This window comes from Burkholderia vietnamiensis LMG 10929, assembly GCF_000959445.1.
Classification (GTDB): domain Bacteria; phylum Pseudomonadota; class Gammaproteobacteria; order Burkholderiales; family Burkholderiaceae; genus Burkholderia; species Burkholderia vietnamiensis.
This window is the reverse complement of the sequence record NZ_CP009632.1, coordinates 772559-797581: the sequence shown is the minus strand read 5'-3', so window position 1 is coordinate 797581 and position 25023 is coordinate 772559. Positions and strand designations below refer to the sequence as shown.

Sequence of the window (25023 nt, the reverse complement as noted above, 5' to 3'; positions counted from 1 at the left end):
CGAGCGGCGGACATCAACGACAGGAACACGACCATGTCCTTCTGGAAACATGCAGCCCCGCGCACCGTACGACGCGGCCATCTGTGGATTGCCGGCGACCGCATCGAACGAGGCGGGCAGACCGACCAATGCGGGCCGCTCTTCGTCGAATGGGAGACGCCGGTCGAGGTGACTCGCCCGTGGCCGATCGTGCTGCTGCATGGCGGCGGCTTTCAAGGCACCGAATGGTTCGACACGCCGGACGGCCGGCCCGGCTGGGCGCAGCGTCTCGTGGAAGCTGGCTATGCCGTGCTCGTCGCCGACCGCCCCGGACACGGACGCTCGCCGTTCCACGTCGACACGATGGGACCGATGGGGCCGCCGTTCTCGTACGAACACGGCCGCCACATCTACTTCCCGCGCGAATACGAAGACCGGCACACGCAATGGCCGTTTGCCGCGGACAACGAAGCGGCAATGGACGCTTTCATCGCCGGATACGGCCCGCTTCCCGCTGACCTCGCGTTCTCGCAGGACATGGAGGCCGACCGGATCGCGAAGCTGCTCGACCGCGTCGGGCCGGCGATCCTGCTGACGCACTCGGCGTCGGGGCCGGTCGGCTGGCTGGTTGCCGATCGCCGGCCCGGCCTGGTGAAAGCGATCGTCGCCGTCGAGCCGATGGGGCGGCCGTTTGCGGAGATTCCGAACATCGGGACGCTGACCTGGGGGCTCGCCGCGGCGCCGCTCGGCTGAGAGCCGCCCGTCGTGTCGCCCGACGCGCTGCGCGCGGCTGCGCCCGGTACGCACCGGCTGCCGGCGCTGGCCGGCTTGCCGATCGTCGCCGTCACGGCCGAGGCTTCCGCGTTCGCCGCGGCCAGTGCGCCAGCCGTCGCGCAACTCAACGCCGCCGGCAGCCGGGCTGAAGTGCTGCATCTGCCCGACCATCGGGTGTTCGGCAACGGTCACGGGCTCATCTACGAGAAGAACTCCGATGAGGCGCTGGCGCCGGTGTTGAGCTGGCTCGTCGAACATACCGAGGCAGCCGAGCCGCTGCACAGCACCTCGTGAACGCGCGCTTGCGCAAGGAGAGTCGAATGGAAATCGGCATCATCGGGATGGGTTCCATGGGGCGCGAGATGGCCCGCAATCTGGTCGCCGCCGGCCATGCGGTGACGGCGTGGAATCGGTCGGGCGGCGCCGTCGACGGCGTGCGCATGGTCGACGCGCCGGTGCATGCGCTGCAGGCCGACATCGCGTTGACGATGCTGTCCGACGACGCGGCGATCCGCGCCGTGCTGCTCGACGCGAAGCTGTTGCAGCAGGCGCGGCCGGGCCTCGTGCATGTGGTCGCATCGACAATCTCGGTCGCGTTCGCGCACGAGCTCGTCGCGCTTCATCGCTCGGCGGGCGTCGCTTATGTGGCTGCGCCGGTGCTCGGGCGACCCGACATCGCGGCGAAGGGCGAGCTGAACGTGCTGGCCGCAGGCGCCCCGGCGGCGCTCGCGCGCGTCATGCCGGCGCTCGACGCCATCGGCAAGCAGGTATGGGACATGGGCGAAGCGCCGCCCGCCGCTTATGCCGCGAAACTCGCGTGCAACATGATGATCACGATGGCGATCGAAGCGATGGCCGAAGCGGTCGTGCTCACCGAGGCGAACGGGCTTTCTCGCACGCGGTTCTTCGAGTTGATCCTCGGCACGCTGTTCGGCAGCCGTCCGTATCGGACCTATTCGCGCAATATCGTCGAGAACGCGTATCGGCCCGGCTTCAAGGCGTCGCTCGGATTGAAGGATCTGCGCCTCGCGGGCGACGCCGCCGCGCAGGCGGGTCGCACGTTGCCGATGCTCGCGGTGGTGCGGGATCGAATGGCGGAAGCCGTCGAGGCGGGCATGGGCGATTGCGATTGGTCGGTGTTTGCGGGGTTGACGGTCGAGGCGGGTGGGTTTCGGGTGGGGTGAGCGGGTGGCGGCGAAGTGGGGCGAGGCTGTCCGCACGTGCCGCGCCTCGCGACGACGAACACGGCATCGAAACATGCGTGCCACCGCGGACGACGACTCGCACAGCGTCGGCTCCTTGCGCGGTGGTCTCGCCGCCACCGAATCGACCGCATTGGTCACGCGATCTCGCGCCGGTCCAGATAGCGAATTCTGTTGGAGGGCCCCCATACCCCGCCAAAACCCACCCCCCGCCCGCCCGAGTTAAAATCGCCCCCCAAGCCTTCCCCCGGCCCCGAGCCCCACGCTTTTCCGACCCGACACCCGCATGGAATTCCGTCAGCTACGCTACTTCCTCGCGGTGGCCGAGTATCTGCATTTCACCGAGGCCGCCGAGTTTCTCGGCATCGCGCAGCCGCCGCTGAGTCAGCAGATCCTGAAGCTCGAGCGCGAGATCGGCACACGCCTGTTCATCCGCCATCCGCGGCGCGTCGAACTGACCGACGCCGGCCGCCTGTTCCGCGAGCGCGCGAAGCACATCGTCGAAGAAGCCGAGCTCGCGCTCGCCGAAGCGCAGAACGCCGGGCGCGGCCTGAGCGGCCGGCTCGTGCTGGGCTTCGCCGGCTCGATCGTGTTCCATCCATTCGTCGCGTCGCTGATGCAACGCTTCCGGCGCGACTATCCGGACGTCCTGATCCACTGCGAAGAGAGCAACAGCCCGGCGCTGATCGACAAGGTGCTCGAGGCGCGCGTCGATGCCGCGTTGGTGCGCCTGCCGCTCGATTGCCGCGGCCTGGCCGTGCAGCCGCTGGTCGAAGAGCGCTTTCTGGCCGTGCTGCCGTCCGGCCACCGCCATGGCGCGGAGCCGGTGCTCGCGCTGCACGCGCTGTCCGACGACCCGCTGGTGTTGTTCCCGCGCGCGATCGGCCCCGCGTTGTACGACGCGATCGTCGGCGCGTGCTGGGCAGCCGGCTTCACGCCGACCGTCGAAATGGAGTCGCCGCAGATCCCCGCGTCGGTGAACCTCGTCGCGGCCGGCTTCGGCGTGACGCTGATCCCCGAGTCGGTGCGCCAGGCGCCGACGGATCGCGTCACCTACCACGGCTTGCAGGGCGAGCCGCTGCGCTCGCCGATCGTGCTCGTTCACCGCCCGCGCGAAAAATCGCCGGTGATTCAGAATCTCGTGCGCGCCGTCCGCACGCTCGCGCGCGAAACGGCCGACAGCGCCGCGACGCCGTGAAAGCCATGAGCGCCGGCGCCCACGGGCGCCGCTAGCGGCGTCGGCCCGTCGGATTCGACGCGGCACGCCGCGCGGAAGCCGCAATCCGCAGGCAAACCGCTCGCAAACCACCCGCATTCCACCCGCATTCCACCCGCATTCCACCCCGCACCACGCCCCAATCGCCGCCGCTGCGCGGTCTGCACGCTCGCTCGCCGCGCGAGCGATATGCATTTCGTCTTGAAATCGCGTCCACGCGATATTGGACTTCACCGCCCCGCACGCCTAGCCTTACGGCATTCCGATCGGACGCCGCTGCGGCGCCGTTCAATCCCTCTTCCGCGCTCGGCCAACAGGAGAATTCACGTGTCAACCGTATCAGGCGAATCGTCTTCGCCGCTTGCGCCGCCCACCGGGCGGCATGAGGCGTTCATCCGTTCGCTGACGGAAATCGTCGGCCAGCAGGACGTACTGACGAACGAGCGGGACACGCGGCGCTACCGGACCGGCTTCCGGTTCGGCGAAGGCCGGACGCTCGCGGTGGTGCGGCCCGGCACGCTGCTCCAGCAGTGGAAGGTGCTGCAGGCCTGCGTGGCCGCGAACGTGATCGTGATCTGCCAGGCGTCGAACACGGGCCTCACCGGCGGCTCGACGCCCGACGGCGACGACTATGACCGCGACATCGTGATCGTCAGCACCGCACGGATCCGCAAGGTGCACGTCATCAAAAGCGGGAAGCAGGTGATCTGCCTGCCGGGCGCGACGCTCGATCAGCTCGAGCAGACGCTGAAACCGCTCGGGCGCGAGCCGCACTCGGTGATCGGCTCGTCGTGCATCGGCGCGTCGGTGATCGGCGGCGTCTGCAACAACTCCGGCGGCGCGCTGGTGCAGCGCGGCCCGGCTTACACGGAGATGTCGGTGTTCGCCCAGGTCGGTGCGGACGGGCGCCTGAGGCTCGTGAACCATCTCGACGTGCGCCTGGGCGCGGTGCCGGAGGAAATCCTCGCGCGCCTCGACAACGGCGATTTCTCGGAGCGCGACATCGTCGACGGCGATGCGTCCGGTTCCGATCACCACTACGCCGAGCACGTGCGCGACGTCGATGCCGACACGCCCGCGCGCTACAACGCCGATCCGCTGCGGCTGCACGAAGCATCGGGCTCGGCCGGCAAGGTGATGGTGTTCGCGGTGCGCCTCGACACGTTTCCGATCGAAGCCGGTGCGAAGGTGTTCTACATCGGCACCAACGATATCGACGAGCTGACCGACATCCGCCGCCACGCGCTCACGCAGTTCAAGCGCCTGCCGATCGCGGGCGAATACCTGCACCGCGACGCGTTCGACATCGCGCAGAAGTACGGCAAGGACACGTTCCTGATGATCCGCCACTTCGGCACGAAGCGCATGCCGATGCTGTTCGGCTTCAAGAGCAAATGCGACGCGTGGTTCGACCGGCTCGGCTTCCTGCCGCGGCATCTGAGCGATCGCGTGATGCAGGCCGTCAGCAACCTGTTTCCGAATCACCTGCCGCCGCGCATTCGCGACTACGGCAAGCGCTACGAACATCATCTGATGCTGAAGGTATCGGCCGATACCGCGGAGGAAGCGCGCACCTTCCTGACGTCGTTCTTCGCGAAGCGCACGGGCGCGTTCTTCGAATGCACGCAGGCGGAAGGCGAGAAGGCGTTCCTGCACCGGTTCGCGGCGGCCGGCGCGGCGATCCGCTACCGCAACGTGCATACCCGCGACGTGGAGGACATCGTCGCGCTCGACATCGCGCTTCGCCGCAACGATCGCGACTGGTTCGAGACGCTGCCGCCCGACATCGACGCGCCGATCGCGATCAAGCTGTATTACGGCCACTTCCTGTGCCACGTGTTCCACCAGGACTACATCGTCAAGAAGGGCAACGACTGCCTCGCGCTCGAACACGCGATGTGGAAGCTGCTCGACGCGCGCCGCGCCGAATATCCGGCCGAGCACAACGTCGGGCACCTGTACCACGCGAAGCCGGCGCTCAAGGCGTTCTACGAAGGGCTCGACCCGTGCAACTGCTTCAACCCGGGGATCGGCCAGATGTCGAAGTTCGCGAAGTACCGCGAAGCGCACGACTGATCCGCCGCGGCCGCGCCGTACCCCGAACCAGCAAACCGTTTTCAGGAGCCGCTGCATTGAAAGTAGCCTTGTTCATCCCGTGCTTCATCGACGCGTTCTTTCCCGACGTGGGCGTCGCGACGCTCGAACTGCTCGAGCGCCTCGGCTGCGAGGTCGACTATCCGCTCGACCAGACCTGCTGCGGGCAGCCGATGGGAAACAGCGGCTGTGAAAAGCAGGCCGCGGCCACCGAGAACCTGTTCGTGCGCAACTTCGCCGGCTACGACTACATCGTCGCGCCGAGCGGCAGCTGCGTGCATCACGTGCGCGACCATCTGAGCGCGGCCGATCAGACGCCCGACGCGCTCGCGGTCCGCGGCAACACCTACGAGCTGGTCGAGTTCATTCACGACGTGCTGCAGGTGCACGACTTTCCGTGGGCGGAATTTCCGCACAAGGTCGGCCTGCACAACAGCTGCGGCACGCTGCGCGGCCTGAAGACCGCCAGCATGTCCGAAATCGGCGGCCCGTTCTTCTCGAAGCCGCTGACGCTGCTCAAGGGCGTGAAGGGCATCGAGTTCATCGAGCCCGACCGTCCCGACGAATGCTGCGGCTTCGGCGGCACGTTCTGCGTCTCGGAGGAGCCGGTATCCGCGCGGATGGGCGCCGACAAGGTGCGCGATCATGCGCGCAACGGCGCCGAGTACGTCGTGTCGGCCGATTCGTCGTGCCTGATGCACCAGAAGGGCTGCTCGGAGCGCCTCGGACTCGGCCTGAAGTTCATCCACATCGCGAGCATCCTGAACGGAGCACGAGCATGAAACGCGTCGACCACGTCGGTTACTCGAAGAAGTTCATCGCCGACGAGAAACACGTCGAGTTCCACGACAAGCGCCTCTGGGGGCTGCGCACCGCGCGCGACGAGGCCGTGCATGCGATCCCCGAATGGGAAACGATGCGCGCGCTCGCGTCCGCGGTCAAAGAACACACGCTCACGCATCTGCCCGACTATCTCGAGCAGTTCGAGCGCAATGCGACCGCGAACGGCGTGGTCGTGCATTGGGCGAAGGACGCGGAAGAGCACAACCGGATCGTCTACGACATCCTGCAGGGCCGCAACGTGCGCACGCTGGTCAAGAGCAAGTCGATGCTGACCGAGGAGTGCGAGATGCGCCCGTACCTCGAGGCGCGCGGCATCGCGGTGGTCGAAACCGATCTCGGCGAGCGGATTCAGCAGCTCGACGACGAGATGCCGTCGCATATCGTCGTGCCGGCCGTACACAAACTCGCGACGGACGTGGCGCAGACCTTCGCGGCCTCGTTCGGCACCGATCCGGCCGAAAGCAGCATTCCGCGGCTGGCCGAGGCGCAGCGGCAGGCCACGCGCCCGCACTTCCTCGCCGCGGAAGCGGGCATGACCGGCTGCAACTTCGCGGTGGCGGAGACGGGCGGCATCACCGTCTGCACGAACGAAGGCAATGCCGACCTAAGCGCCAACCTGCCGCCGCTGCACATCGCGTCGATCGGCATCGAGAAGCTGATTCCGAAGCTCGAGCACCTCGGCCTCTTCATCCGCATGCTGTCGCGCAATGCGCTCGGCTCGCCGATCACGCAGTACACGTCGCATTTCCGCGGGCCGCGCGACGGCGGCGAAATGCACTTCGTGCTGGTCGACAACGGCCGCTCCGAACGGCTCGCGATGGACGACTTCTGGTATTCGCTGAAGTGCATCCGCTGCGGCGCGTGCATGAACACGTGCCCGGTCTACCGGCGCAGCAGCGGGCTGAGCTACGGCGGCGTCTACTCCGGTCCGATCGGCGCGATCATCAACCCGACCTACGACTTCAAGAAATACAGCTCGCTGCCGTTCGCGTCGACGATGAACGGCAGCTGCACCAACGTGTGCCCGGTCAAGATCAACATCCACGAGCAGATCTACAAGTGGCGGCAGATCATCGCCGAGCGGCACGCGCTGCCGTTCGTCAAGCGCGAAGCGATGACGGTCGCCGGCAAGGTGCTGTCCCGGCCGAAGCTCTATCGCGCGGCGATCAAGGGCGCCGCCGGCGCGATCTCGACGCTGCCGCGCGCGGTGCTGTACAACCCGCTCAACGAGTGGGGCAAGCAGCGCGAACTGCCGGAGCCGCCGGCCGAAACTTTCCGTGACTGGTATCTGAAGAGGAACAAGAAATGAGCAGCCGCGACCTGATCCTTTCCCGCCTGCGCACGGCCGGCCGGACGCCGGCGCCGCTGCCGGCGGTGCCGTTGTTCGATCAGGATCTGCCGCCCGCGCTCGACGCGTTCAAGCAGGCGCTCGCGCGGGTCGGCGGCATCTGGTGCGAGCCGCCGGCGGACGGCGACCTCGACGCGCTGATCCGGGCGCGCTTTCCGGATGCGCGGGTGGTCTGTTCGGCGGTGCCCGAGGTGGCCGGCACGCGGCGCATCGAAGCCGTCGAGCGGCCGCACGAGCTGAACGACGTCGACGTCGGGATCGTGCGCCCGGCGTTCGCGGTCGCGGAAACCGGCTCGCTCTATCTGAGCGAGCGCGAGTATCGCGTGAACGCGCTCGGCTACCTGTCGCAACATCTGGTCGCGCTGCTCGACCCGGCGCAGATCGTCGGCAACCTGCATCACGCGTATCACCGCCCCGAGTTCTTCGCGGCGCGCTACGCGTGCCTGATGAGCGGGCCGTCCGCAACCGCCGACATCGAAGGCGTGCTGATCCGCGGTGCGCAGGGCATCCGGTCGCTGACCGTGATTCCGGTCCCGCTCGCAGGCGACGCACGTTGAGCGCGCAGGATCGACGATGGGTCTAGTCTCAACCGCTCGCGACCGATTGCGGCGCTTCGTCAATCTCGGCGGACACTACCTGCCGCTCGCCGAAGCGCTGCGCGGCGGGCTGATCTGTGTCGTGCCGGCCGTCGCCGCGGCGCGGCTGCATATGCCGATGCTGTGCTGGTCCGCGATCGCCGCGTTCTGGACCTGCCTCGCCGACGAGTCCGAGCGCCCGGCCGCCGGCCGCCTCGCCACCGGCCTGTCGTTCGGGATGCTGGGCGGCCTGGCGTCCGCCAGCGCGATCGCGACGCATGCGCTGCCGCCGCTGTCGATCGTCATCGTCGGGGCCGTCGCGTATCTGGGCGCGTCGGCGCGCAAGTGGGGCGGCGCGGCCGGCACGCGCGGCATTCTGACCGCGACCGCATGCGCCGTCTCTGCGTGTTTTCCGGTTCATGGCGGCGCGTCGGCCGTGCAGTACGCGCTGTTCTACTTCGGCGGCAGCGTCTGGGCGACGCTGGCCGGCATCGTCCTGTGGCAGACCGACGGCAGCGCACGCGCGCGGATGGCGACGATGGCGTTCCTGCATGCGATGGCGAACTTCGTCGAACGGCTCGCACGGGCCGCGAACGGCGATTCCGCCTCGCTCGAGCGCGGCCGCGCCGCATTGCGCGCGCGGCTCGACGCGATGATCGCCGTGTCGATGCACCCGCGCGGCGGTCTTCCGCCGCTGTCCGCCAAGTGGCGCGCCGATGCGGAACGCGCGATGGCGTTGCTCGCCGGCCTCGAGTCGCACATCGCCGCGGCCGGCGTCGGCGAACGGCGCGAAGCCGCCGCGCTGCTCGCGCCGGTGCTCGCGCAACTGGCGCGGCTCGTGGAAGCGTGTCCGCGCGCCGTTGGCCGCGACGGCGCGGCCGCCGACGCGGCGCAGTCGCTCGCGAACGACCTCGCCGAACTCCGCGCGACGCTCGCGGGGCGCGTCGCCGAGTTTCGTGTTGCGCATCGCGACGACGCGGGGCTGACGTGGTTGCGCGCGTGCGAAACGCTGATCGCGCGATACGCGGCAGTGCTGCTTCATCCGGCGGTGGAGTCGCCTTCTACCGCGACCGTTCCTGCGGCGCTCACCGCGCCGGCACCGGGCAAGCCCGCGCGCGGCGCGGGCCGGCTCGCCGCGCTGCGCCGCGAGATCGTCGCGCCGAATCCGTTTCATCGATATGCGTCGCGTCTTGCCGTGGCCGCGATGATCGCCGTCGCGCTCGCGCGCATCTCGGGCGTGCAGCAGGGATACTGGCTCGCGCTGACGACGATGTTCATCATGCAGCCGACGCTGTCGCAGACGGTGAAGCTGTCCGGGCTGCGCATCGGCGGCACGCTGCTCGGCGCGGTGCTCGCATCGGCCGTGTCGCTGCTGGTTCACGATCCGTTGCTGCTGGCGCTCGCGGTGCTGCCGCTCGCCACCGGCACGCTCGCGACGCGCAGCGTGAGCTACGTGTCGTACATCCTGTTCCTGACGTCGCATTTCATTCTGGTCGCGCATCTCGGGACGCCGATCGGGCCGTCATGGATGCTGGCCGCGCTGCGGGTCGGCAACAGTTTTGCCGGGGTGCTGGTCGGCGTGCTCATCAGCCTGCTCGCATGGCCCGACCGCGAGCATCACCGGATCGGCGAGGTGGCCGATCTCGCGATGGCGGCCACCGCGACCTACCTGCGCGCGGTCGGCGACGACGCGCCCGCGCGCGCGCGCGCGCGCCGCGAATCGCTGACCGTGCTGCGCCGCCAGGCGTGCGTTGCGATCGACCGGCTCGATGCGACCATCGCGGCGACGCGTTTCGAGTCGATTGCGTCCGACCCGCGCACCGCGAGCGCAACCGTCGCGATGCAGCAGATGAAGGCGCTGGTCGGCGCGCTCGCGCCGGTCGAGTATCTCGACGATACGCTCGACGCCCTGGACCGGGCGACGATTGCCGCCGCCGCGCGCGACGCCGCGCGCCTGATCGCCGACGCCGCGCCGGCGCCCGCGCCCGCGCACGCGACGCGGCCGGAAAGCCCGCGCGACGGCGATCGCGCGTCGGGCCACGCGCGCGAAATTCAGCGGGAAGTGGCCGAGCGTGCGTGGATCGTCCATGCGCTGCGTTCGCGCATCTCGGCCGTGCAGCGCGCGCCGTTGCGCCGCGCGGAAGCGGCGTCCGGCAAGCCGTCGAGCGCATCGCGGCAGCGCGTATGAACCCACGGATTCGAGCCGCCGTGCGTGGCTGCATCGTCGCGCTGTTCATTCCGGCCGTCGCGCGTGCGCAGGGCACGGTCGCGATTTCCGGCCTGATCGACGGCGGGATCGCGTTCGTCGACGACATCGGCAGCCACCGCGGCGACGCGCACGCGTTCCAGGCGAAATCCGGCGACGCCAACGTGAGCCGCTTGACGCTCTCCGGCAACGAGCCGCTCGGCGCCGATCTGAACGCGTTGTTTCTGCTCGCGACGGGGTTTGCGGTCACCAGCGGCGCGCTCGGGCAGCAAGGGCGGCTGTTCGGCTTCCAGTCTTACGTGGGGCTCGCGTCCGGCCGGTACGGCACGGTGACGGTCGGCCGCCAGTTCGATTCGACGCTGCAACTGGTCCAGCCGTTTGCATTGGCCGGCACGCCGTTCGGCGGCGTCGCGTTCGCGCATCCGTTCGACAACGACAATCTCGCGAACTACACGCGCACCAACAACTCGGTGAAGTACACGAGCCCGCTGCTCGGCGGCTTCCGGTTCGGCGCGACGTATGGATTTTCGAACGAGGCCGGCGGCTTCGGCAACAACCGCGGCTACGCGTTCGCGGCCACCTACGAGCACGGGCCGTTTTCGGCCGGCGCGAGCTACCTCGCATTCGACCGCGAAGGCAATCTGCCGCCCGCCAATGCCGATGGCGCGGAGCCGGCCGGCGCGCCGTTCAACGCGGCGCGGCAGCGCACCGTCAGCGCGGCGGCCGCTTACACGTGGGACCGGCTGCGGGTGTCCGCGATCGCGACGCGCACGCGGCTCGATGCGGTCACGTCGATCAACAACGTCGCCGATGCGCCGATCGTGCTGCACGGCGCGAACATCACGTTCCACAACGCGGAGATCAACGCGCGCTACGCGCTGACGCGCAAATGGACCGTCGCGGCGGACTACGTGTTCACCGTCGCGTCGTTCGACGGTGCGGCGGGCGCGGCGCGGCCGCGATGGCAGCAAGCCGGCGTCATCGCGATCGATGCGCTGTCGCCGCGCACCGACGTTTATACGGAAGCGCTGTTCCAGCATGCGAACGGACTGGCCGGAACGGGCATTGCCGGCGCGCAGATCTCGAATTTCTCGCGCGCATCCGGCGCGAATCAACTGGTGATGGCGGTCGGGATCCGGCATCGGTTTTGACGCGCATGCGGGCGCGGGGGGCGTGCTCTGGTAGCCGCGTACGACCGCCAGGCTCGTCAAGCATCGCCGCAGCAAGCAACACTACACCGGCGCGGCAACGCGCTGCGCGGCGAATCCGGCCAGCGTCCGCAACGCGTAGCGCGCCGATTGCAGATAGAACGCCTGCAGATGAAACACATGCCAGCGCGCGGCATGAATCTCGAGCCGGCACGGCACGCCGCATGCGCGCGCATGCGCGGCGAGCCGCTGGGCGTCCGACAGCAGCACCTCCTGATCGCCGACCTGCACCAGCATCGGCGGCAGCCCGCGCAGGTCGGCGTCGAGCGGGCCACGCGACGCGCCGGCGCCCGCGCCGTGATACCAGCGCAGCCCCTGTTCGAGCCAGCCGCGGCGGATCATCGGATCGTCGTGGCGGCGCGAGGCGAGCGTGGCGCCGCCGAGCGCCGCGTCGGTCACGGGCGAGATCAGCAGCAGCGCGGCCGCGGCCGGCTCGCCGCGCTCGCGCAGCGCCATGGCGAGCGCCAGTGCGAGCGCGCCGCCGGCCGAATCGCCGGCGATCACGATGCGGTGCGGCGCGTAGCCCTGCGCGCGCAACGCCTCGTACGCGGCCAGCGCGTCGTCGACGGCCGCCGGGCTCGGATGCTCGGGCGCGAGCCGGTAGTCGGGCGCCCACACCGGCAGCCCGGCTTCGGCCGCGAGGCGCGTCGTCACGCTGCGATGCGTACGCGGGCTGCCGACGCAGAAGGCGCCGCCATGCAGGTAGAGGATCACGCCGCCGGCGTCGCCACGTTTCGGCGCGATCACTTCGACCGGCACGCCGGCGGCAGCCGTCCGGTAGCGCAGCGTGCCGCCCGCGCCGGGCATCAGCGGCGACAGCATCGCGACGACGCGGCGCTGCACGCGCGCGCCGAACGGCGGCCCGATCAGCGGCCGGAACGCAGCGCGCAGGAAACCGCGCAACGACGCTGCGGCCAGCGCTTCCACGCGCCCGGCAGGCGGCGCGACGACGACCGCCTGTGTCGGCGCGGTGTCGCCGGCCAGCGGTCGCGAGAAGCGATACGCGGACAGGCCGGTGAAGCGCGTGATCCAGCGGTAGCTGAGCGTGAAGCCGGGCCAGTTCGTGCTGTTGTGGCCCGACGCGTCGACGTACCAGCTCTTGCAGCCGCTCCACACCGAGCCTTCGAGCCGTTGTTGCACGTGCGCGTTGTAGCGGCGGTAGCGGCGCGGGTCGACGTCGATCGCGCTCGCGCCGTCGCGCTGCATCGCGCGGAGGCAGCGCATCACGTGCGCGATCTGGCTTTCGAGCATGTAGACGATCGAGTTGTGGCCGAGGTTCGTGTTCGGGCCGTACAGCATGAAGAAGTTCGGAAAGCCCGGCACGGTGACGCCCAGATACGCCTGCGCGCCGCGCCGCCACGCGTCGTTCAGGTCGAGCCCGTCGCGACCGGTGATGCGCATCGGCGACAGGAATTCGGTCGCGGCAAAACCGGTGCCGTAGACGATCGCATCGACTTGATGGTGAACGCCGTCGTCGGTCTCGATGCCCGTTTCGGTCACGCGGCGGATGCCCCGCGTGACGAGCTCGACGTTGTCGCGTCCGAGCGCGGCGAGGTAGTCGCTCGACAGCAGGATCCGCTTGCAGCCGATCGGATAGTCGGGCGTGAGCTTGCTGCGCAGCGCAGGGTCGCGCACGTCGCGTGCGAGCAGCTTCCGGAACGGCCGGCCGACCGCGAAGTCCATCAGCCCGTGCAGCCGCGTGAAGGCGATCGCGCGCGATTCGTAACGCAGGTAGATCGACGCGCGATGCAGCTTCATCGCCCCCGGCAAGCGGCGAAACAGCGTGCGTTCCCAGCGGCGATACGGTCGATCCGGGCGCGGCAGCACGTAGGCCGGCGAACGCTGGAACACGAGCAGCCGCGCGACGTCGCCGGCGATCGCCGGCACGAACTGGATCGCCGATGCGCCGGTGCCCACTACCGCCACGCGCTTGCCCGCGAGCGGATAGTCGCGATCCCATTGCGCGGAGTGGAACGCGCGGCCGCGGAACGTATCGATGCCGGGCAGTTTGGGCAGCGCCGGCCGGCTCAACTGGCCGGTGCCGCTGATCAGCACGGCGGCGCTGAGCGTCGTGCCGTCGGCGAGCGCGACGCGCCACAACGCACCGGCTTCGTCATAGCGTGCGTGCTCGACCTCGGCGCCGAAGCGCAGATGGCGTGCCAGCCCGTACTTGCGCGCGCAATGCTGCAGGTACGCATGAATCTCCGGTTGCGGTGCGAACACGCGCGACCAGTTCGCGTTCGGCTCGAACGAGAACGAGTACAGATGCGAAGGCACGTCGCATGCGGCGCCGGGGTAGCGGTTGTCGCGCCACACGCCACCGACGTCGTGCGAACGCTCGACGATCACGAAGTCGTGTATGCCGGCGCGTTGCAGCGCGACAGCCATGCCGATGCCGGCGAAGCCGGCGCCGATGACGATGGCCGCGAGCGGTGCGCTCGCTTCGGCGGGACGTGACGTTTCAGGCGACGACATGACGGTTTTCCTCCGGGTGGTGGGCCGCGTCCGAGGTGCAGGACGGGCACAATGGGGCGGCGGTTTCGGATGCGGTGTCGATGGACGGCCGCGCGGGCACGCGGCGCACGCCGCGGATCAGGTCGACCGCCTTCTCGGCGATCATGATCGTCGGCGCATTGGTATTGCCACCGATCAGCGTCGGCATCACCGACGCATCGACGATTCGCAGCCCGTCGACGCCATGCACGCGCAGTTGCGGATCGACGACGGCGAGCGCGTCGCGTCCCATCCGGCAGGTGCCGACCGGGTGATAGACGGTATCGGTGCGGCGCCGCAATACGTCGCGGATCTCGTCGTCGGTGCTCACGTTGGCGGTGAACACGTCGCGCGTGGTCCAGTCGGCCAGCGCCGGCGCTTCCATCAAACGGCGCGTGAGCCGGAAGCCGGCGACCATGTCGTCGAGGTCGCGCGGATCGGCGAAGAACGCCGGATCGATGCGCGGCGCCGCGAGCGGATCGGCGCTGTGCAGCGTGACCGTGCCGCGGCTGCGCGGGCGCAGCAGGCACACGTGGCACGACAGCCCGTGGCCGGCATGGTGCCGGCGCGCATGATCGTCGACCAGCGCGACCACGAAGTGCAGCTGGATGTCGGGCGCGGCGAGGCCGGCGCGGGTCGTCAGGAAGCCGCCGCCTTCGGCGAAATTGGACGTCAGCATGCCGCGCCGCTCGCGCCGAAAGCGCGCGAATTCGCGCAGCAGGCGCAGCGCGCCGCGCGCGGACACGCCCATCGTGTCGACACCGCGGGTGCGGTAGCCGAGGACGAAGTCCGGATGGTCCTGCAGGTTGCGGCCGACGCCCGGCAGATCGACGCGCACCGGAATGCCGAGCCGCTGCAGTTCATCGGCCGGGCCGACGCCCGACAGCATCAGCAGTTGCGGCGTCTGCAGCGCGCCGGCCGCGAGCACGACCTCGCGCCGGGCCCGCAAGGTGCGCACCTCGCCGTGCTGCCGCACCTCGACGCCCGTTGCGCGCGTCCCGTCGAACAGGATGCGCAGCACCTGCGCGTGCGTCTCGACGCTCAGGTTGTCGCGGCGGCCGACGTGCGGCAGCAGATACGCGCGCGCCGCACTCCATCGCTCGCCGTGCTTCTGCGTGACCTGGTAGAGGCCGATGCCTTCCTGCTGCGCGCCGTTGAAGTCGTCGGTGAGCGGCAGCCCGGCCTGTCGCGCCGCTTCGAGATAGCGCGCATGGAACGGGTTGCCGGTACGCAGGTCGCTGACCCACAGCGGGCCGTCGCGGCCGTGAAACGCGTCGTCGAAGCATTCGTTGTGTTCGCTGAGCCGGAAGTAAGGCAGCACGTCGTCGTAGGCCCAGCCCTCGTTGCCGAGCGCGGCCCAGCCGTCGTAGTCGACGCGATGGCCGCGCACGTACACCATCGCGTTGATCGCGGACGAGCCGCCGAGCGCCTTGCCGCGCGGCTGGTAGCCGATGCGTCCGCCGAGCCCAGACTGCGGCACGGTGTCGAACGCCCAGTTGTTCACGCGCGTCGGCAGCATCGCGACCGCGCCGGTCGGCACGTTGACGAGCGCGTCGTCGCCGCGGCCGCCGGCCTCCAGCACGCAGACGGTCACGGAAGGGTCCTCGGTCAGCCGTCCCGCGGCGACGCAGCCGCCCGAACCGCCGCCGACGACGATGTAGTCGAAAGTCCTGCTCATGGAATCGTCTCCCAGTGGTCGATGGTCACGCGAAGCGCGTCAGCACGCGCAGCAGCAGATCGAAGGTCTTGCCGTACGGCGGATGGAACAGCGCGGTGCCGCTGCGGCGCGCCTGATGGAACACGGGCTTGTGGTGGCTGAACGTATCGAAGCCCCATTTGCCGTGATAGGCGCCGATGCCGCTCGCGCCGACGCCGCCGAACGGCTGGTGCTCCTGCGCGAGATGCCACAGGCAGTCGTTCACCGTGACGCCGCCCGACACCGTCTCGCGCAGCACGCGATCGCGCCGCGCGGCGTCGCGGCCGAACCAGTACAGCGCGAGCGGGCGCGGGCCGCGGTTCACGCGGTCGATCGCATCGTCGAGATCCGCGTATTCGACGATCGGCAGCACCGGGCCGAAGATCTCCTCGCGCATCACGCGCATCGTGTCGCGCGCGTCCAGCACGAGGGTCGGCGCGAACTTGCGCGAGCCGGCAGCGAAGCGTTCGCCTGCCGGGTTCACTTCGCGCACGCGTGCGCCGCCGGCGCGCGCGTCGTCGACGAGCGCCGCGAGGCGGTCGCGAGGCGTGGCGGCGATGATCGACGTGTAGTCGGGATTGGCGGCGAGCGTCGGGTAGTGATGCGCGATCGCGTCCGCCACGCGTGCCGCGACGGTCTCGGCGGTGCCGGCCGGCACCAGCAGATAGTCGGGCGCGATGCAGGTCTGGCCGGCGTTGAGCAGCTTGCCGAACGCGATGCGCGCGGCCGCGTGCGCCAGATCGCACGACGGGTCGACGATCGCCGGCGACTTGCCGCCCAGTTCCAGCGTGACCGGCGTCAGGTTCGCGGCCGCGGCCTGCGCGACGTCGCGCCCGACCGCGGTCGAGCCGGTGAAGAACAGATGGTCGAACGGCAGGCGCGCGAACACCTTCGCGGTGTCGACGTCGCCGGTGACGACGGCGAGTTCGTCCACATCGAACGCGTCGGCGACGAGCGATTCGAGCAGGGCCGACAGCCGCGGCGTCAGGTCGGACGGCTTGACCAGCACGCGGTTGCCGGCGGCGAGCGCGGCGACCGCCGGCCCGAGCGCGAGCTGCAGCGGATAGTTCCACGGCGCCATCACGCCGACGACACCGCGCGGTTGCGGCGCGATCCGGTTGTAGCCCGGCCGGAAATGCGCGGCGGTCGGCACGCGGCGCTCGCGCATCCACTGCCGCAGGTGCGCGCGCGCATGGCGCAGGCCGCTACGGACCACGAACAGTTCGGCGAGCTGCGTCTCGTGCGCGGAGCGTCCGCCGAAATCGGCGTCGATCGCCTGCACGAGCGCGGCTTCATGCGTATCGAGCAGCGCGCGCAGACGGTCGAGCCGCGACAGGCGGATCGCGAGCGGCGGCGCGGGATCGCGCGCATAGGCGGCGCGCTGGCGTTCGAAGCGGGCGGCGAGCTCGGGTGGGCGACTCGGTCGCATGGTGTCTCCTCCGGGGTGTTGGCGTCGTTCGGGCGACGACTGATGACGCCGATGGTGCGGGCCGCATGGGAAAACACCAATGCTGGTTCGGGACAATTGTTTTAGTATTTGGGCCAAATCGGCGCTTCGAGGGTTTCTCCGCATGAGCTTCTGGGACTTCACCCGGAGTCCGGCCAGCGCACGGCTGCTGGTCGATTTCGGCGACGAACGGGGCGTGCCGCATGCAAGGCTGCTGGCCGGCACGGGCCTCGCTGACGCGCAGCTCGACGATCCCAACGCCGAGGTGACGGCCGCGCAGGAACTGCGGCTGACCGGCAACCTGGTGCGCGCGCTCGGGCGTGCGCCGGGCCTGGGGTTCGAGGCCGGGCAGCGCTATCACTTCTCCGCGTACGGCGTGTGGGGCTATGGGCTGATCGCGAGCGCGACCGCGCGCGACGCGCTGGCGCTCGCGATGCGCTTCCTGCCGCTCACGTATGCGTACACGGTGATCACGTACCGCGAGGAGCCGCATTCGGGCGTGCTGAATTTCGGTGCGCCGGAGCTCGAGGCCGATCTGAGCCGTTTCCTCGTCGAGCGCGACATGGCGGCCGCTGCCGTGCTGCTGCAGGAAATCGGCGGCGGCGATTTCAGGTTGTCGCGCTTCACGATGCAGGCGGCGAGCGCGCCGAGTGGCGCCGCGCCGCGCATTGCCGGCATCGAACCGGTATTCGGCGCGCGGGCGAACAGCCTCGGGTTCGATCGCACGTTTCTGGACCGTCCATTGCCGCATGCGAATCCGCTGACCGTTTCGATGTGCGAGCAGATGTGCGCGCATCTGCTCGATGCGCGGCGTGCCCGGATTGGCACGGCGGAGATGGTGCGGCAGTATCTGACCGCGACGCCCGGCAACGTGCCGTTTTCGCTCGACGACATCGCACGGCTGATGAACACGAGCCCGCGCACGCTGAAGCGCCGGCTGCAGGAGGAGGGCACGACGTTCCGTACGCTGCTGGCCGAGGCCCGCGGCGCGATGGCCGAGGCGCTGCTCGGCGACGCGCATCTGCCGCTGACCGAAGTGGCCGAACGGCTCGGCTTCAGCGATTTATCGAGCTTTTCGCAGGCGTTCAAGCGCTGGTATGGGGTGCCGCCGGGGGCTTATCGGAGCGGGGTGCGGGGAGGCGGTGGGGCGGGGGGATGAGGGGGGGCGGCGTGCGCGGATTCGTCGATCGCTCGCCGACAGGTGGTTCGACGGTGGCGCCGGCGAATGCCCAGCGGTTGCGCTGCTGTTGGGATGGGCAAGCAGCCGGCTGCTTGCTTGGCGAGCTTGGCGCGCAGAACGTGACGTCGTGACGGTGTGCGCCGCGACACCGTCGAGGCGCGTCAATCGTCAATCGTCCGTTTCGTGCAAAAGCCGGCGGTCTCGGCTCAGAGCCGCATGCGGCAACGCTTCACGTCCAAATCCGACGGCCGTTTGCAGACCTCGCCGGGATCTCACGCAAGCCGGCTGTCCTGCCATCAATCGCGCTTCGCCCCAGCATCCGCCGCATGACCGCCCGGCAGCGCACCGAACATGTGCTGACTGCACTTCGCCTCGCGCCACGCGGTCCCGAGCCGAATGCCGCCGATCATCCGCCGCGCGACGGGAAGAATCTGTTCGCCCGCCAGAATGCCCAGCAAGCCGGCCAGCGCGATGGTAGGCGGCGCCGGAGACGGCACGCCGATCAGCGCGTAGACGACGCCGGCGAGAATACCGGCGAGAAGTGAAGCAGCGTACGGTTTCATGGCAATGGAACGTGACGGACAGCGTGTTGAAATGGCGATCGCGACCGGTTCGGCGGCGATCCGAAAGTCTCGAATCAGCCTATCAGGTCTTCGCGTTCGTCCCATGTGCTTTCATTGAAATTCAGATCTTTTAAGCCTGAATATCGCTGGTCGAGATAATCAGAACGATTAACTGGCGTAGTCGGCTGCTTGCCGCTGAAATGGTGCGCGTTGACTGTCGAACCGCTCGACACAACGCATCGGACGCCTCGCAGATTCGTCGGCGGGGCAAGCCTCACATTTCTCCGCGTCAAAGGACATCATCGCCATGAGCAACCCGAAGCTTGAAGTACTGACTCCGCACAACAGCCAGCTGATCTTCATCGACCAGCAGCCGCAGATGGCGTTCGGCGTGCAATCGATCGATCGCCAGACGCTGAAGAACAACGTCGTCGGCCTCGCGAAGGCCGCGAAGGTCTTCAACATCCCGACCACGATCACGACCGTCGAAAGCGACAGCTTCTCGGGCCACACGTATCCGGAACTGCTCGACGTGTTCCCGAACCAGAAGACGCTCGAACGCACGTCGATGAACTCGTGGGACGACCAGAAAGTGCGCGACGCACTGGCCGCCAACGGCCGCAAGAAGGTGGTCGTGTCGGGCCTGTGGACCGAAGTCTGCAACACGACCTTCGCGCTGTGCGCGATGCTCGAAGGCGACTACGAAATCTACATGGTGTCCGACGCATCGGGCGGCACGTCGCAAGCCGCGCACGACGTCGCGATGCAGCGCATGGTGCAGGCCGGCGTGGTGCCGGTCACGTGGCAGCAGGTGCTGCTCGAATGGCAACGCGACTGGGCGCGCCGCGAAACGTATGACGCGGTGATGGCGATCGCCAAGGAGCATTCGGGCGCGTACGGGATGGGCGTCGACTACGCATACACGATGGTCCACAAGAGCGCGCCGCGCACCGCGACGCCGCACGAGTCGATCCCGCCGGTTCCGGCGAAGTAAGCGCAGACGGGTTACGACCGTCGCGGCCGCTGCGGCGGGTTCCATGCGAACCCGCCGCAGCGGCCATTGCCGCGCGGGCGCACGTGAGCGCGTCACGCATGCCGCGCGCGGCATGCGGGCCGGCACACCGCCGCCGCGTTCGACATTCTCCGGGAGATTTATCGCATGGAACCCTATCTGGTTTCGCTTGGTGCGGGCCTGCTGATCGGTGTGATTTACAGCGCCATCAAGGTTCGCTCTCCCGCACCGCCGCTGATTGCGCTGGTCGGGTTGCTCGGCATGCTGATCGGCGTGCAGGCCTTGCCCACCGTCAAACAGCTGTTTGGCTTCTGATCATCAAGAGGTGATGCACATGACCGCAACCGTGACCCAACCGGATCTGATCCTGCATAACGGGCGATTCACGACCCTCGACCGCGCGAACCCCATCGCGACCGCGGTCGCAATTGCCGCCGGCCGCTTCGTCGCCGTCGGCAGCGACGCGGATGTGATGCCGCTCGCGGGCCGCGCGACGAAGGTGGTCGATCTCGGCGGCCGCGGCGTGCTGCCCGGCCTGATCGACAACCATTGCCACGTGATTCGTGGCGGACTGAACTACAACATGGAGCTGCGCTGGGACGGCGTGCCGTCGCTCGCCGTCGCGATGGAGATGCTCAAGCGCCAGGTGGCCGTGACGCCCGCGCCGCAGTGGGTGCGCGTGGTCGGCGGCTTCACCGAGCATCAGTTCGTCGAGAAGCGCCTGCCGACGATCGACGAACTCAATGCAGTCGCGCCGGACACGCCGGTGTTCATCCTGCACCTGTACGATCGCGCGCTGCTGAACGCGGCGGCGCTGCGTGTCGTCGGCTATACGAAGGACACGCCGGAGCCGCCGGGCGGCACCATCCTGCGCGATGCCGCGGGCAACCCGACCGGCCTGCTGCTCGCGAACCCGAACGCGACGATCCTCTACGCGACGCTCGCGAAGGGGCCGAAGCTGCCGTTCGAGTATCAATACAATTCGACGCGCCATTTCATGCGCGAACTGAACCGGCTGGGCGTCACGGGCGTGATCGACGCGGGCGGCGGCTCGCAGAATTACCCGGAAGACTACGAGGTGATCCGCAAGCTGCACGACGCCGGCGAGATGACGATCCGCATCGCGTACAACCTGTTCACGCAGAAGCCGAACGCCGAGAAGGAAGACTTCGTGAACTGGACCAAGAGCGTCAAGTATCACGACGGAACCGACTACTTCCGCAACAACGGCGCCGGCGAGATGCTGGCGTTTTCCGCGGCCGACTTCGAAGACTTCCGCGTGGCGCGCCCGGACCTGCCCGCGCAGATGGAGGACGACCTCGAAGGCGTCGTGCGCGTGCTCGCGGAGAACCGCTGGCCGTGGCGCATGCACGCGACCTATGACGAAACGATCAGCCGCGCGCTCGACGTGTTCGAGAAGGTCAACAAGGACATCCCGCTCGAAGGGCTGAACTGGTTCTTCGATCACGCGGAAACCATCACCGAGAAATCGATGGACCGGATCGCCGCGCTCGGCGGCGGCATCGCGGTGCAGCACCGGATGGCGTATCAGGGCGAATACTTCGTCGAGCGCTACGGCGCGCAAGCTGCCGAGGCGACGCCGCCGGTCGCGAAGATGCTCGGCAAGGGGCTGAAGGTGTCGGCCGGCACCGACGCGACGCGCGTGGCGTCGTACAACCCGTGGGTATCGCTCGCGTGGCTCGTGACGGGCAAGACGGTCGGCGGCCTCAGGATGTATCCGCAGCGCAACCTGCTCGATCGCGAAACCGCACTGCGGATGTGGACCGAGTACGTGACGTGGTTCTCGAACGAAGAAGGCAAGAAAGGGCACATCGCGGTGGGGCAGCTTGCCGACCTCGTGGTCCCGGATCGCGATTTCTTCGCGTGCGCGGAGGACGATATCGCCGCCACGACTGCGTTGCTGACGGTGGTCGACGGCAAGATCGTCTGGGGTGCGGGGCCGTTCGAGTCGCACGACGCGCCGATCCCGCCGGCGATGCCCGATTGGTCGCCGGTGCGCGAGTTCGGCGGCTACGGCGGCTGGGGCGCGACGCAGCGCGCCGGTGCGCCGCTGCAACGCGCGGCGGCCGCCGCGATGTGCGGCTGCGCGAACGAATGCAACGTTCACCAGCATGCGCACGCGGGCGCATGGGGCAGCGCGTTGCCGACGTCCGACGCGAAGGGCTTCTGGGGCGCGTTCGGATGCTCGTGCTGGGCGATCTGAGATGACGGCACGTGCGGCTTACGACTGTCCGGCCTGGGTCGGCGCACTGCTGTCGCAGCGGTGGGTGCTGCCGGTCGCGCGCGCCGCGCTGGTGTCCGCGTATCTGATCGCGGGCATTTACAAGCTGCTCGACTTCAATGCAGCTGCCGCGGAGCAGGCGCACTTCGGCCTGCATCCCGGGCCCGTCTGGGCCGCGATGGCGATCGTGGTCGAGATCGGCGGGCCGCTGTGCGTGTTGTCCCGGCGCTTCACGTGGCTCGGCGCCGGTGGCCTCGGCGTGTTGACGCTCGTCGCGATGCTGGTGGCCGCCGACTTCTGGAACATGTCGGGCGCCGCGCGCTTCATGGCGCTCAACGCGTTCTTCGAGCATCTCGGGCTGATCGGCGGGCTGGTGCTCGTCGCCGTGCTCGGCAATACGCGCCGCCAGGCCGACGCCGACGCGTCCGTTCGATGAAGATGCGGCCGCCGCGGCGAGCATGCGCGGCGACGCCGATTTTGGAACGAGCAAGCGTGCGGTAGCCGAAGTGGGCGTGACGAGACAGGGCGTCTCTGTGTTCGCACGCAGATCGATCTGCTGATCGAAGGCGAAGCCAGCAGCCGTCGGAACGGGCAACGCCGGGCGGTACGCGCAGGTTGCGTATCGCCCGGCGCTCGCCGTATCCACGGTACGGTACGCGCTGCGTTCATCGATGCAGCGCATGCGACGCGCCCGCGCGACGTCGGCTCGTCGTCCGCAATCTCTCCCATCGTTTCGATTCCGCTTACGAACCTCGTCAAGCGCGAACGGCGCGACGCGCGATCGTCCCGCCGACGATTCACGGCGCGTGTGCGCGACACCGTGACGAGCGAACCGAATCGGTCGACCCACGCGAGCCTGGGCATCGGCGCGATCGCCGCTGCGTCGATTTTTACAGCGGGCTGCGAGGCCGCTCGGACACGCGCCGACGGCCGCGTGCCGCGAGCCCAGTCGTCACCCCGCGGCGCACCGAACCGGCCGTCCACTATGCGCGGAACAGGCCCGGCTCGCGCGCCGCAATCGGCATCGGCTCCGTTGCATCGGGCGAACCCGCAGCCGCACGGTTCGCTACGGCATCAACCGGTCGTGCAGCGGCGCGCGAAAGATCCGCTGCGGGTCGTAGCGCGCGAGCGTTGCCCGCGCGGCGTCCCAGTTGCTTGTCGTTGGCTGACCGTCGCGATACAGGCGCGGGATCGTGACGGACAGCATGGTGCCGTCCTGCCACGCGGCGGTGTCGGTGTAGCCCCAGCCCTTCGACCATTCGGGGCGCAGCATCGCATACGAACCCGTGTAGTTGGCCAGCATCCATTGCTCGATCTCGCGATAGAAGCGGTCGGCGCCGGGCGTGCCGGGCAACGTCAGAATGTCGAACCAGACGGCGACGTCCCATTCCGGGTGATCGGGGCGCGGCGTGAGCGCGGACAGCGTCGGCGCCACCGCTGCAGCGCCGACGTCGGCCGGCTGGTCGAGGCCGGTGATGCGGATCTCGACCGGGCCGTTGATCGGATATTCGTTGCGTGCCTTGTACGCGTCGATGCGGTTCTGATAGAACTGCACGAACTCGCCGATCACGCGCTGCACGTCGGCGCGCCGCGCCAGTACGGCGTAGCCGTTCGCGGTCACGCGCAGCGTCGTCGGCCGGATGTACTGAAGCACCGTGCGCGACCAGCCCCAGAGGTCCGCACTGAGCGTGAGCGCGAGGCCGGCGGCCGTCACCGCGAACTGCGTCTGGCCGAACAGCGGCGTCAACGAGGCTTCGCCGCCGATCACGATCCGCTTCACGAGATCCGAGATCGACTGCGAGATCGAATCGGAGAACGGATAGTTGTACGGCTGCGTGACGGCGCGCGACAACAACGGCTTGCTGGGCGTCGGCGTCCAGACCTTGAGCCACGGGGCGCTCGTGAACGGAAACCAGATCGCTTCGATCCGGCCTGAGCGGTCGAGCAACGATGAGATCGTGCGGCCGGCCGTGCCGGCCGGTGCGAACAACTCCGAAGCCGGAATGTCGACGAAGCTCTGGCAGCGCAGCCGCTGGTTGGGCCCGGCGATCAGCGTGACGTCGACGACGAAGGCCATCCCGAGATGCGCAAGGAAGGCGCCGATCTCGGGATCGTTGCGCTCGAACCGGCGCAGCGCGTATTGCTGCCGCGCCGAATCGAACACGACCGCCGTCAGCGCGACGACGAGATTGCTCAGCGACCCATAGCTATGGCCCGGCTGCAGCGTTTCGCCGGCGGCCGGCACCGCGGTGCCGTGCGCGTCGATCGCGAGCGCGCCGCCGAGCGTGATGTCGCCGGGCGCAGGCGCGGCGATCACGCCGAGGCCATATTGCTCGAGCGTCGCGAGCAAGCTCTCCAGCGACACGCCCGTTTGCGCGGTGACGCGCGCCGGACGCGCCGACGTGTCGACGGATACGGTCGTCAGCGACTTCGTCGTGTCGAGCAGCACGACATTGGCGGCGCCGGCGCCCGGATCCAGCGTCAACGGCGACCAGTTGTGCATGTAGCCGCGCGGTCGGACGCGGTAGCCGTTCGCGCGCGCCCAGTTGACGATCGCGACGACGTCATCGGCCGAGCGCGGCGCGGCCGTCCACACGTCTTGCACGGCAACTTCGCCGCTCCAGTTCTGGAACGCCTGCTTGTAAAGCGGCACGTCGGCCGGAAAGCCGGGCGGCGTCGCGCCGGCCGACTGCGCGTGCGCGGCGATCTGATAGAGCGGGGTCCAGCCGGCGACGACGCCGGCCGCCGCCAGCTTCGCCATGTCGGCCAGGAAGGATCGGCGCGCGGGTTCGTCTCGGAAGTCTTGATTCATCGTGTGCTCCAGTTCTTCGGATGCGTTTTGTGATTGGAGAAACGGCAATCGATGCGTTGAGGCGGGTGTGGCACTTCAAGCGCGTGTGATGCGCGAACGAGGTGGCGCGAGCGCGCATCGTCACGGGCGTTCA

General features: G+C 68.9%; 20 protein-coding genes. 15 read left to right on the top strand and 5 right to left on the bottom strand.

All coding sequences use genetic code 11. The annotated features are described in order from the left end of the window. The first annotated feature begins 33 nt into the window (after positions 1-33). From AK36_RS28350 to AK36_RS28310, 10 genes are all read left to right on the top strand, one after another. The gene (locus AK36_RS28350; protein WP_196481224.1) at positions 34-732 is read left to right on the top strand and encodes an alpha/beta fold hydrolase; all 699 of its coding nucleotides are present in this window, start codon (positions 34-36) and stop codon (positions 730-732) included. A 12-nt stretch (positions 733-744) separates the two neighbouring features. Continuing rightward, on the top strand, positions 745-1047 hold the full coding sequence (locus AK36_RS34120; protein ID WP_196480568.1) for an alpha/beta hydrolase family protein: 303 nt from the start codon (positions 745-747) through the stop codon (positions 1045-1047). Further along, the gene (locus AK36_RS28345; RefSeq protein ID WP_230938916.1) at positions 1044-1937 is read left to right on the top strand and encodes an NAD(P)-dependent oxidoreductase; all 894 of its coding nucleotides are present in this window, start codon (positions 1044-1046) and stop codon (positions 1935-1937) included. The genes AK36_RS34120 and AK36_RS28345 overlap by 4 nt, the downstream gene beginning before the upstream one ends. Before the next feature lie 304 nt (positions 1938-2241). Continuing rightward, on the top strand, positions 2242-3153 hold the full coding sequence (locus AK36_RS28340) for a LysR family transcriptional regulator (protein ID WP_011880333.1): 912 nt from the start codon (positions 2242-2244) through the stop codon (positions 3151-3153). Positions 3154-3498: 345 nt separating this feature from the next. Then, complete coding sequence (gene dld, locus AK36_RS28335; RefSeq protein ID WP_011880332.1) at positions 3499-5247, top strand: D-lactate dehydrogenase; 1749 nt, start codon at positions 3499-3501, stop codon at positions 5245-5247. Between the two features lie 56 nt (positions 5248-5303). Next, positions 5304-6047, top strand: a complete 744-nt coding sequence (locus AK36_RS28330) for a (Fe-S)-binding protein (RefSeq protein ID WP_011880331.1) — start codon at positions 5304-5306, stop codon at positions 6045-6047. Beyond that, positions 6044-7417 (top strand): lactate utilization protein B, encoded by a 1374-nt coding sequence (locus AK36_RS28325; protein ID WP_006481909.1) that lies wholly within the window; start codon positions 6044-6046, stop codon positions 7415-7417. The genes AK36_RS28330 and AK36_RS28325 overlap by 4 nt, the downstream gene beginning before the upstream one ends. Then, a complete protein-coding gene (locus AK36_RS28320; RefSeq protein ID WP_045579775.1) occupies positions 7414-8013 on the top strand; it encodes a LutC/YkgG family protein in 600 nt (199 codons plus the stop codon). Before AK36_RS28325 ends, AK36_RS28320 begins: the two co-directional genes overlap by 4 nt. A gap of 16 nt (positions 8014-8029) precedes the next feature. Further along, positions 8030-10219 carry an FUSC family protein gene (locus tag AK36_RS28315; protein WP_045579774.1) on the top strand — a complete coding sequence of 730 codons (2190 nt, stop codon included), beginning with the start codon at positions 8030-8032 and terminating at the stop codon, positions 10217-10219. After that, positions 10216-11388: a porin gene (locus AK36_RS28310; RefSeq protein WP_011880329.1), complete on the top strand. Its 1173-nt coding sequence runs from the start codon at positions 10216-10218 to the stop codon at positions 11386-11388. Before AK36_RS28315 ends, AK36_RS28310 begins: the two co-directional genes overlap by 4 nt. Before the next feature lie 81 nt (positions 11389-11469). Here the strand turns inward: AK36_RS28310 and AK36_RS28305 are convergent, their stop codons facing one another. From AK36_RS28305 to AK36_RS28295, 3 genes are read right to left on the bottom strand one after another with little or no spacing between them, the layout of a single operon-like run. Further along, positions 11470-13920, bottom strand: coding sequence for a flavin-containing monooxygenase (locus tag AK36_RS28305; RefSeq protein WP_045579773.1), 2451 nt, complete (start codon positions 13918-13920; stop codon positions 11470-11472). Then, complete coding sequence (locus tag AK36_RS28300) at positions 13907-15616, bottom strand: GMC family oxidoreductase (RefSeq protein ID WP_045579772.1); 1710 nt, start codon at positions 15614-15616, stop codon at positions 13907-13909. Before AK36_RS28300 ends, AK36_RS28305 begins: the two co-directional genes overlap by 14 nt. Positions 15617-15641: 25 nt before the next feature. Continuing rightward, entirely contained in the window at positions 15642-17063 is a 1422-nt protein-coding gene (locus tag AK36_RS28295; protein ID WP_045579771.1) for a coniferyl aldehyde dehydrogenase, read from the bottom strand. A gap of 142 nt (positions 17064-17205) precedes the next feature. Between AK36_RS28295 and AK36_RS28290 the strand changes: the two genes are divergently transcribed. Continuing rightward, positions 17206-18240 (top strand): AraC family transcriptional regulator, encoded by a 1035-nt coding sequence (locus AK36_RS28290; RefSeq protein WP_045579770.1) that lies wholly within the window; start codon positions 17206-17208, stop codon positions 18238-18240. Between the two features lie 317 nt (positions 18241-18557). Here AK36_RS28290 and AK36_RS28285 read toward each other — a convergent pair whose 3' ends face one another. Further along, positions 18558-18824 carry a XapX domain-containing protein gene (locus AK36_RS28285; protein ID WP_045579769.1) on the bottom strand — a complete coding sequence of 89 codons (267 nt, stop codon included), beginning with the start codon at positions 18822-18824 and terminating at the stop codon, positions 18558-18560. Between the two features lie 307 nt (positions 18825-19131). Here AK36_RS28285 and AK36_RS28280 point away from each other — a divergent pair, with 307 nt between their 5' ends. The 4 genes from AK36_RS28280 (at position 19132) to AK36_RS28265 (ending at position 22514) form a co-directional block, all read left to right on the top strand. Further along, complete coding sequence (locus AK36_RS28280; protein WP_045579768.1) at positions 19132-19818, top strand: hydrolase; 687 nt, start codon at positions 19132-19134, stop codon at positions 19816-19818. A gap of 165 nt (positions 19819-19983) precedes the next feature. Next, positions 19984-20151, top strand: coding sequence for a DUF1427 family protein (locus tag AK36_RS28275; RefSeq protein ID WP_014725963.1), 168 nt, complete (start codon positions 19984-19986; stop codon positions 20149-20151). 19 nt (positions 20152-20170) lie between these two features. After that, positions 20171-22060 (top strand): amidohydrolase, encoded by a 1890-nt coding sequence (locus AK36_RS28270; protein WP_045579980.1) that lies wholly within the window; start codon positions 20171-20173, stop codon positions 22058-22060. Position 22061: 1 nt separating this feature from the next. Next, on the top strand, positions 22062-22514 hold the full coding sequence (locus tag AK36_RS28265) for a DoxX family protein (protein WP_014725961.1): 453 nt from the start codon (positions 22062-22064) through the stop codon (positions 22512-22514). Between the two features lie 630 nt (positions 22515-23144). On the opposite strand, the gene AK36_RS28260 is transcribed toward AK36_RS28265, so the two are convergent. Next, positions 23145-24890, bottom strand: coding sequence for a cholesterol oxidase substrate-binding domain-containing protein (locus AK36_RS28260; protein WP_045579767.1), 1746 nt, complete (start codon positions 24888-24890; stop codon positions 23145-23147). Positions 24891-25023: the final 133 nt, after the last annotated feature.

Excerpts from the sequence above, each read along its gene's own strand:
- AK36_RS28315 (WP_045579774.1), top strand. The coding sequence starts at position 8,030 with ATGGGTCTAGTCTCAACCGCTCGCGACCGATTGCGGCGCTTCGTCAAT.
- AK36_RS28290 (WP_045579770.1), top strand. The coding sequence starts at position 17,206 with ATGAGCTTCTGGGACTTCACCCGGAGTCCGGCCAGCGCACGGCTGCTG.
- AK36_RS28285 (WP_045579769.1), bottom strand. The coding sequence starts at position 18,824 with ATGAAACCGTACGCTGCTTCACTTCTCGCCGGTATTCTCGCCGGCGTC.
- AK36_RS28260 (WP_045579767.1), bottom strand. The coding sequence starts at position 24,890 with ATGAATCAAGACTTCCGAGACGAACCCGCGCGCCGATCCTTCCTGGCC.
- AK36_RS28280 (WP_045579768.1), top strand. The coding sequence starts at position 19,132 with ATGAGCAACCCGAAGCTTGAAGTACTGACTCCGCACAACAGCCAGCTG.
- AK36_RS28305 (WP_045579773.1), bottom strand. The coding sequence starts at position 13,920 with ATGTCGTCGCCTGAAACGTCACGTCCCGCCGAAGCGAGCGCACCGCTC.
- AK36_RS28340 (WP_011880333.1), top strand. The coding sequence starts at position 2,242 with ATGGAATTCCGTCAGCTACGCTACTTCCTCGCGGTGGCCGAGTATCTG.
- AK36_RS28275 (WP_014725963.1), top strand. The coding sequence starts at position 19,984 with ATGGAACCCTATCTGGTTTCGCTTGGTGCGGGCCTGCTGATCGGTGTG.
- AK36_RS28265 (WP_014725961.1), top strand. The coding sequence starts at position 22,062 with ATGACGGCACGTGCGGCTTACGACTGTCCGGCCTGGGTCGGCGCACTG.
- AK36_RS28300 (WP_045579772.1), bottom strand. The coding sequence starts at position 15,616 with ATGAGCAGGACTTTCGACTACATCGTCGTCGGCGGCGGTTCGGGCGGC.
- AK36_RS28270 (WP_045579980.1), top strand. The coding sequence starts at position 20,171 with ATGACCGCAACCGTGACCCAACCGGATCTGATCCTGCATAACGGGCGA.
- AK36_RS28295 (WP_045579771.1), bottom strand. The coding sequence starts at position 17,063 with ATGCGACCGAGTCGCCCACCCGAGCTCGCCGCCCGCTTCGAACGCCAG.
- AK36_RS28350 (WP_196481224.1), top strand. The coding sequence starts at position 34 with ATGTCCTTCTGGAAACATGCAGCCCCGCGCACCGTACGACGCGGCCAT.
- AK36_RS28325 (WP_006481909.1), top strand. The coding sequence starts at position 6,044 with ATGAAACGCGTCGACCACGTCGGTTACTCGAAGAAGTTCATCGCCGAC.
- AK36_RS28320 (WP_045579775.1), top strand. The coding sequence starts at position 7,414 with ATGAGCAGCCGCGACCTGATCCTTTCCCGCCTGCGCACGGCCGGCCGG.
- AK36_RS28310 (WP_011880329.1), top strand. The coding sequence starts at position 10,216 with ATGAACCCACGGATTCGAGCCGCCGTGCGTGGCTGCATCGTCGCGCTG.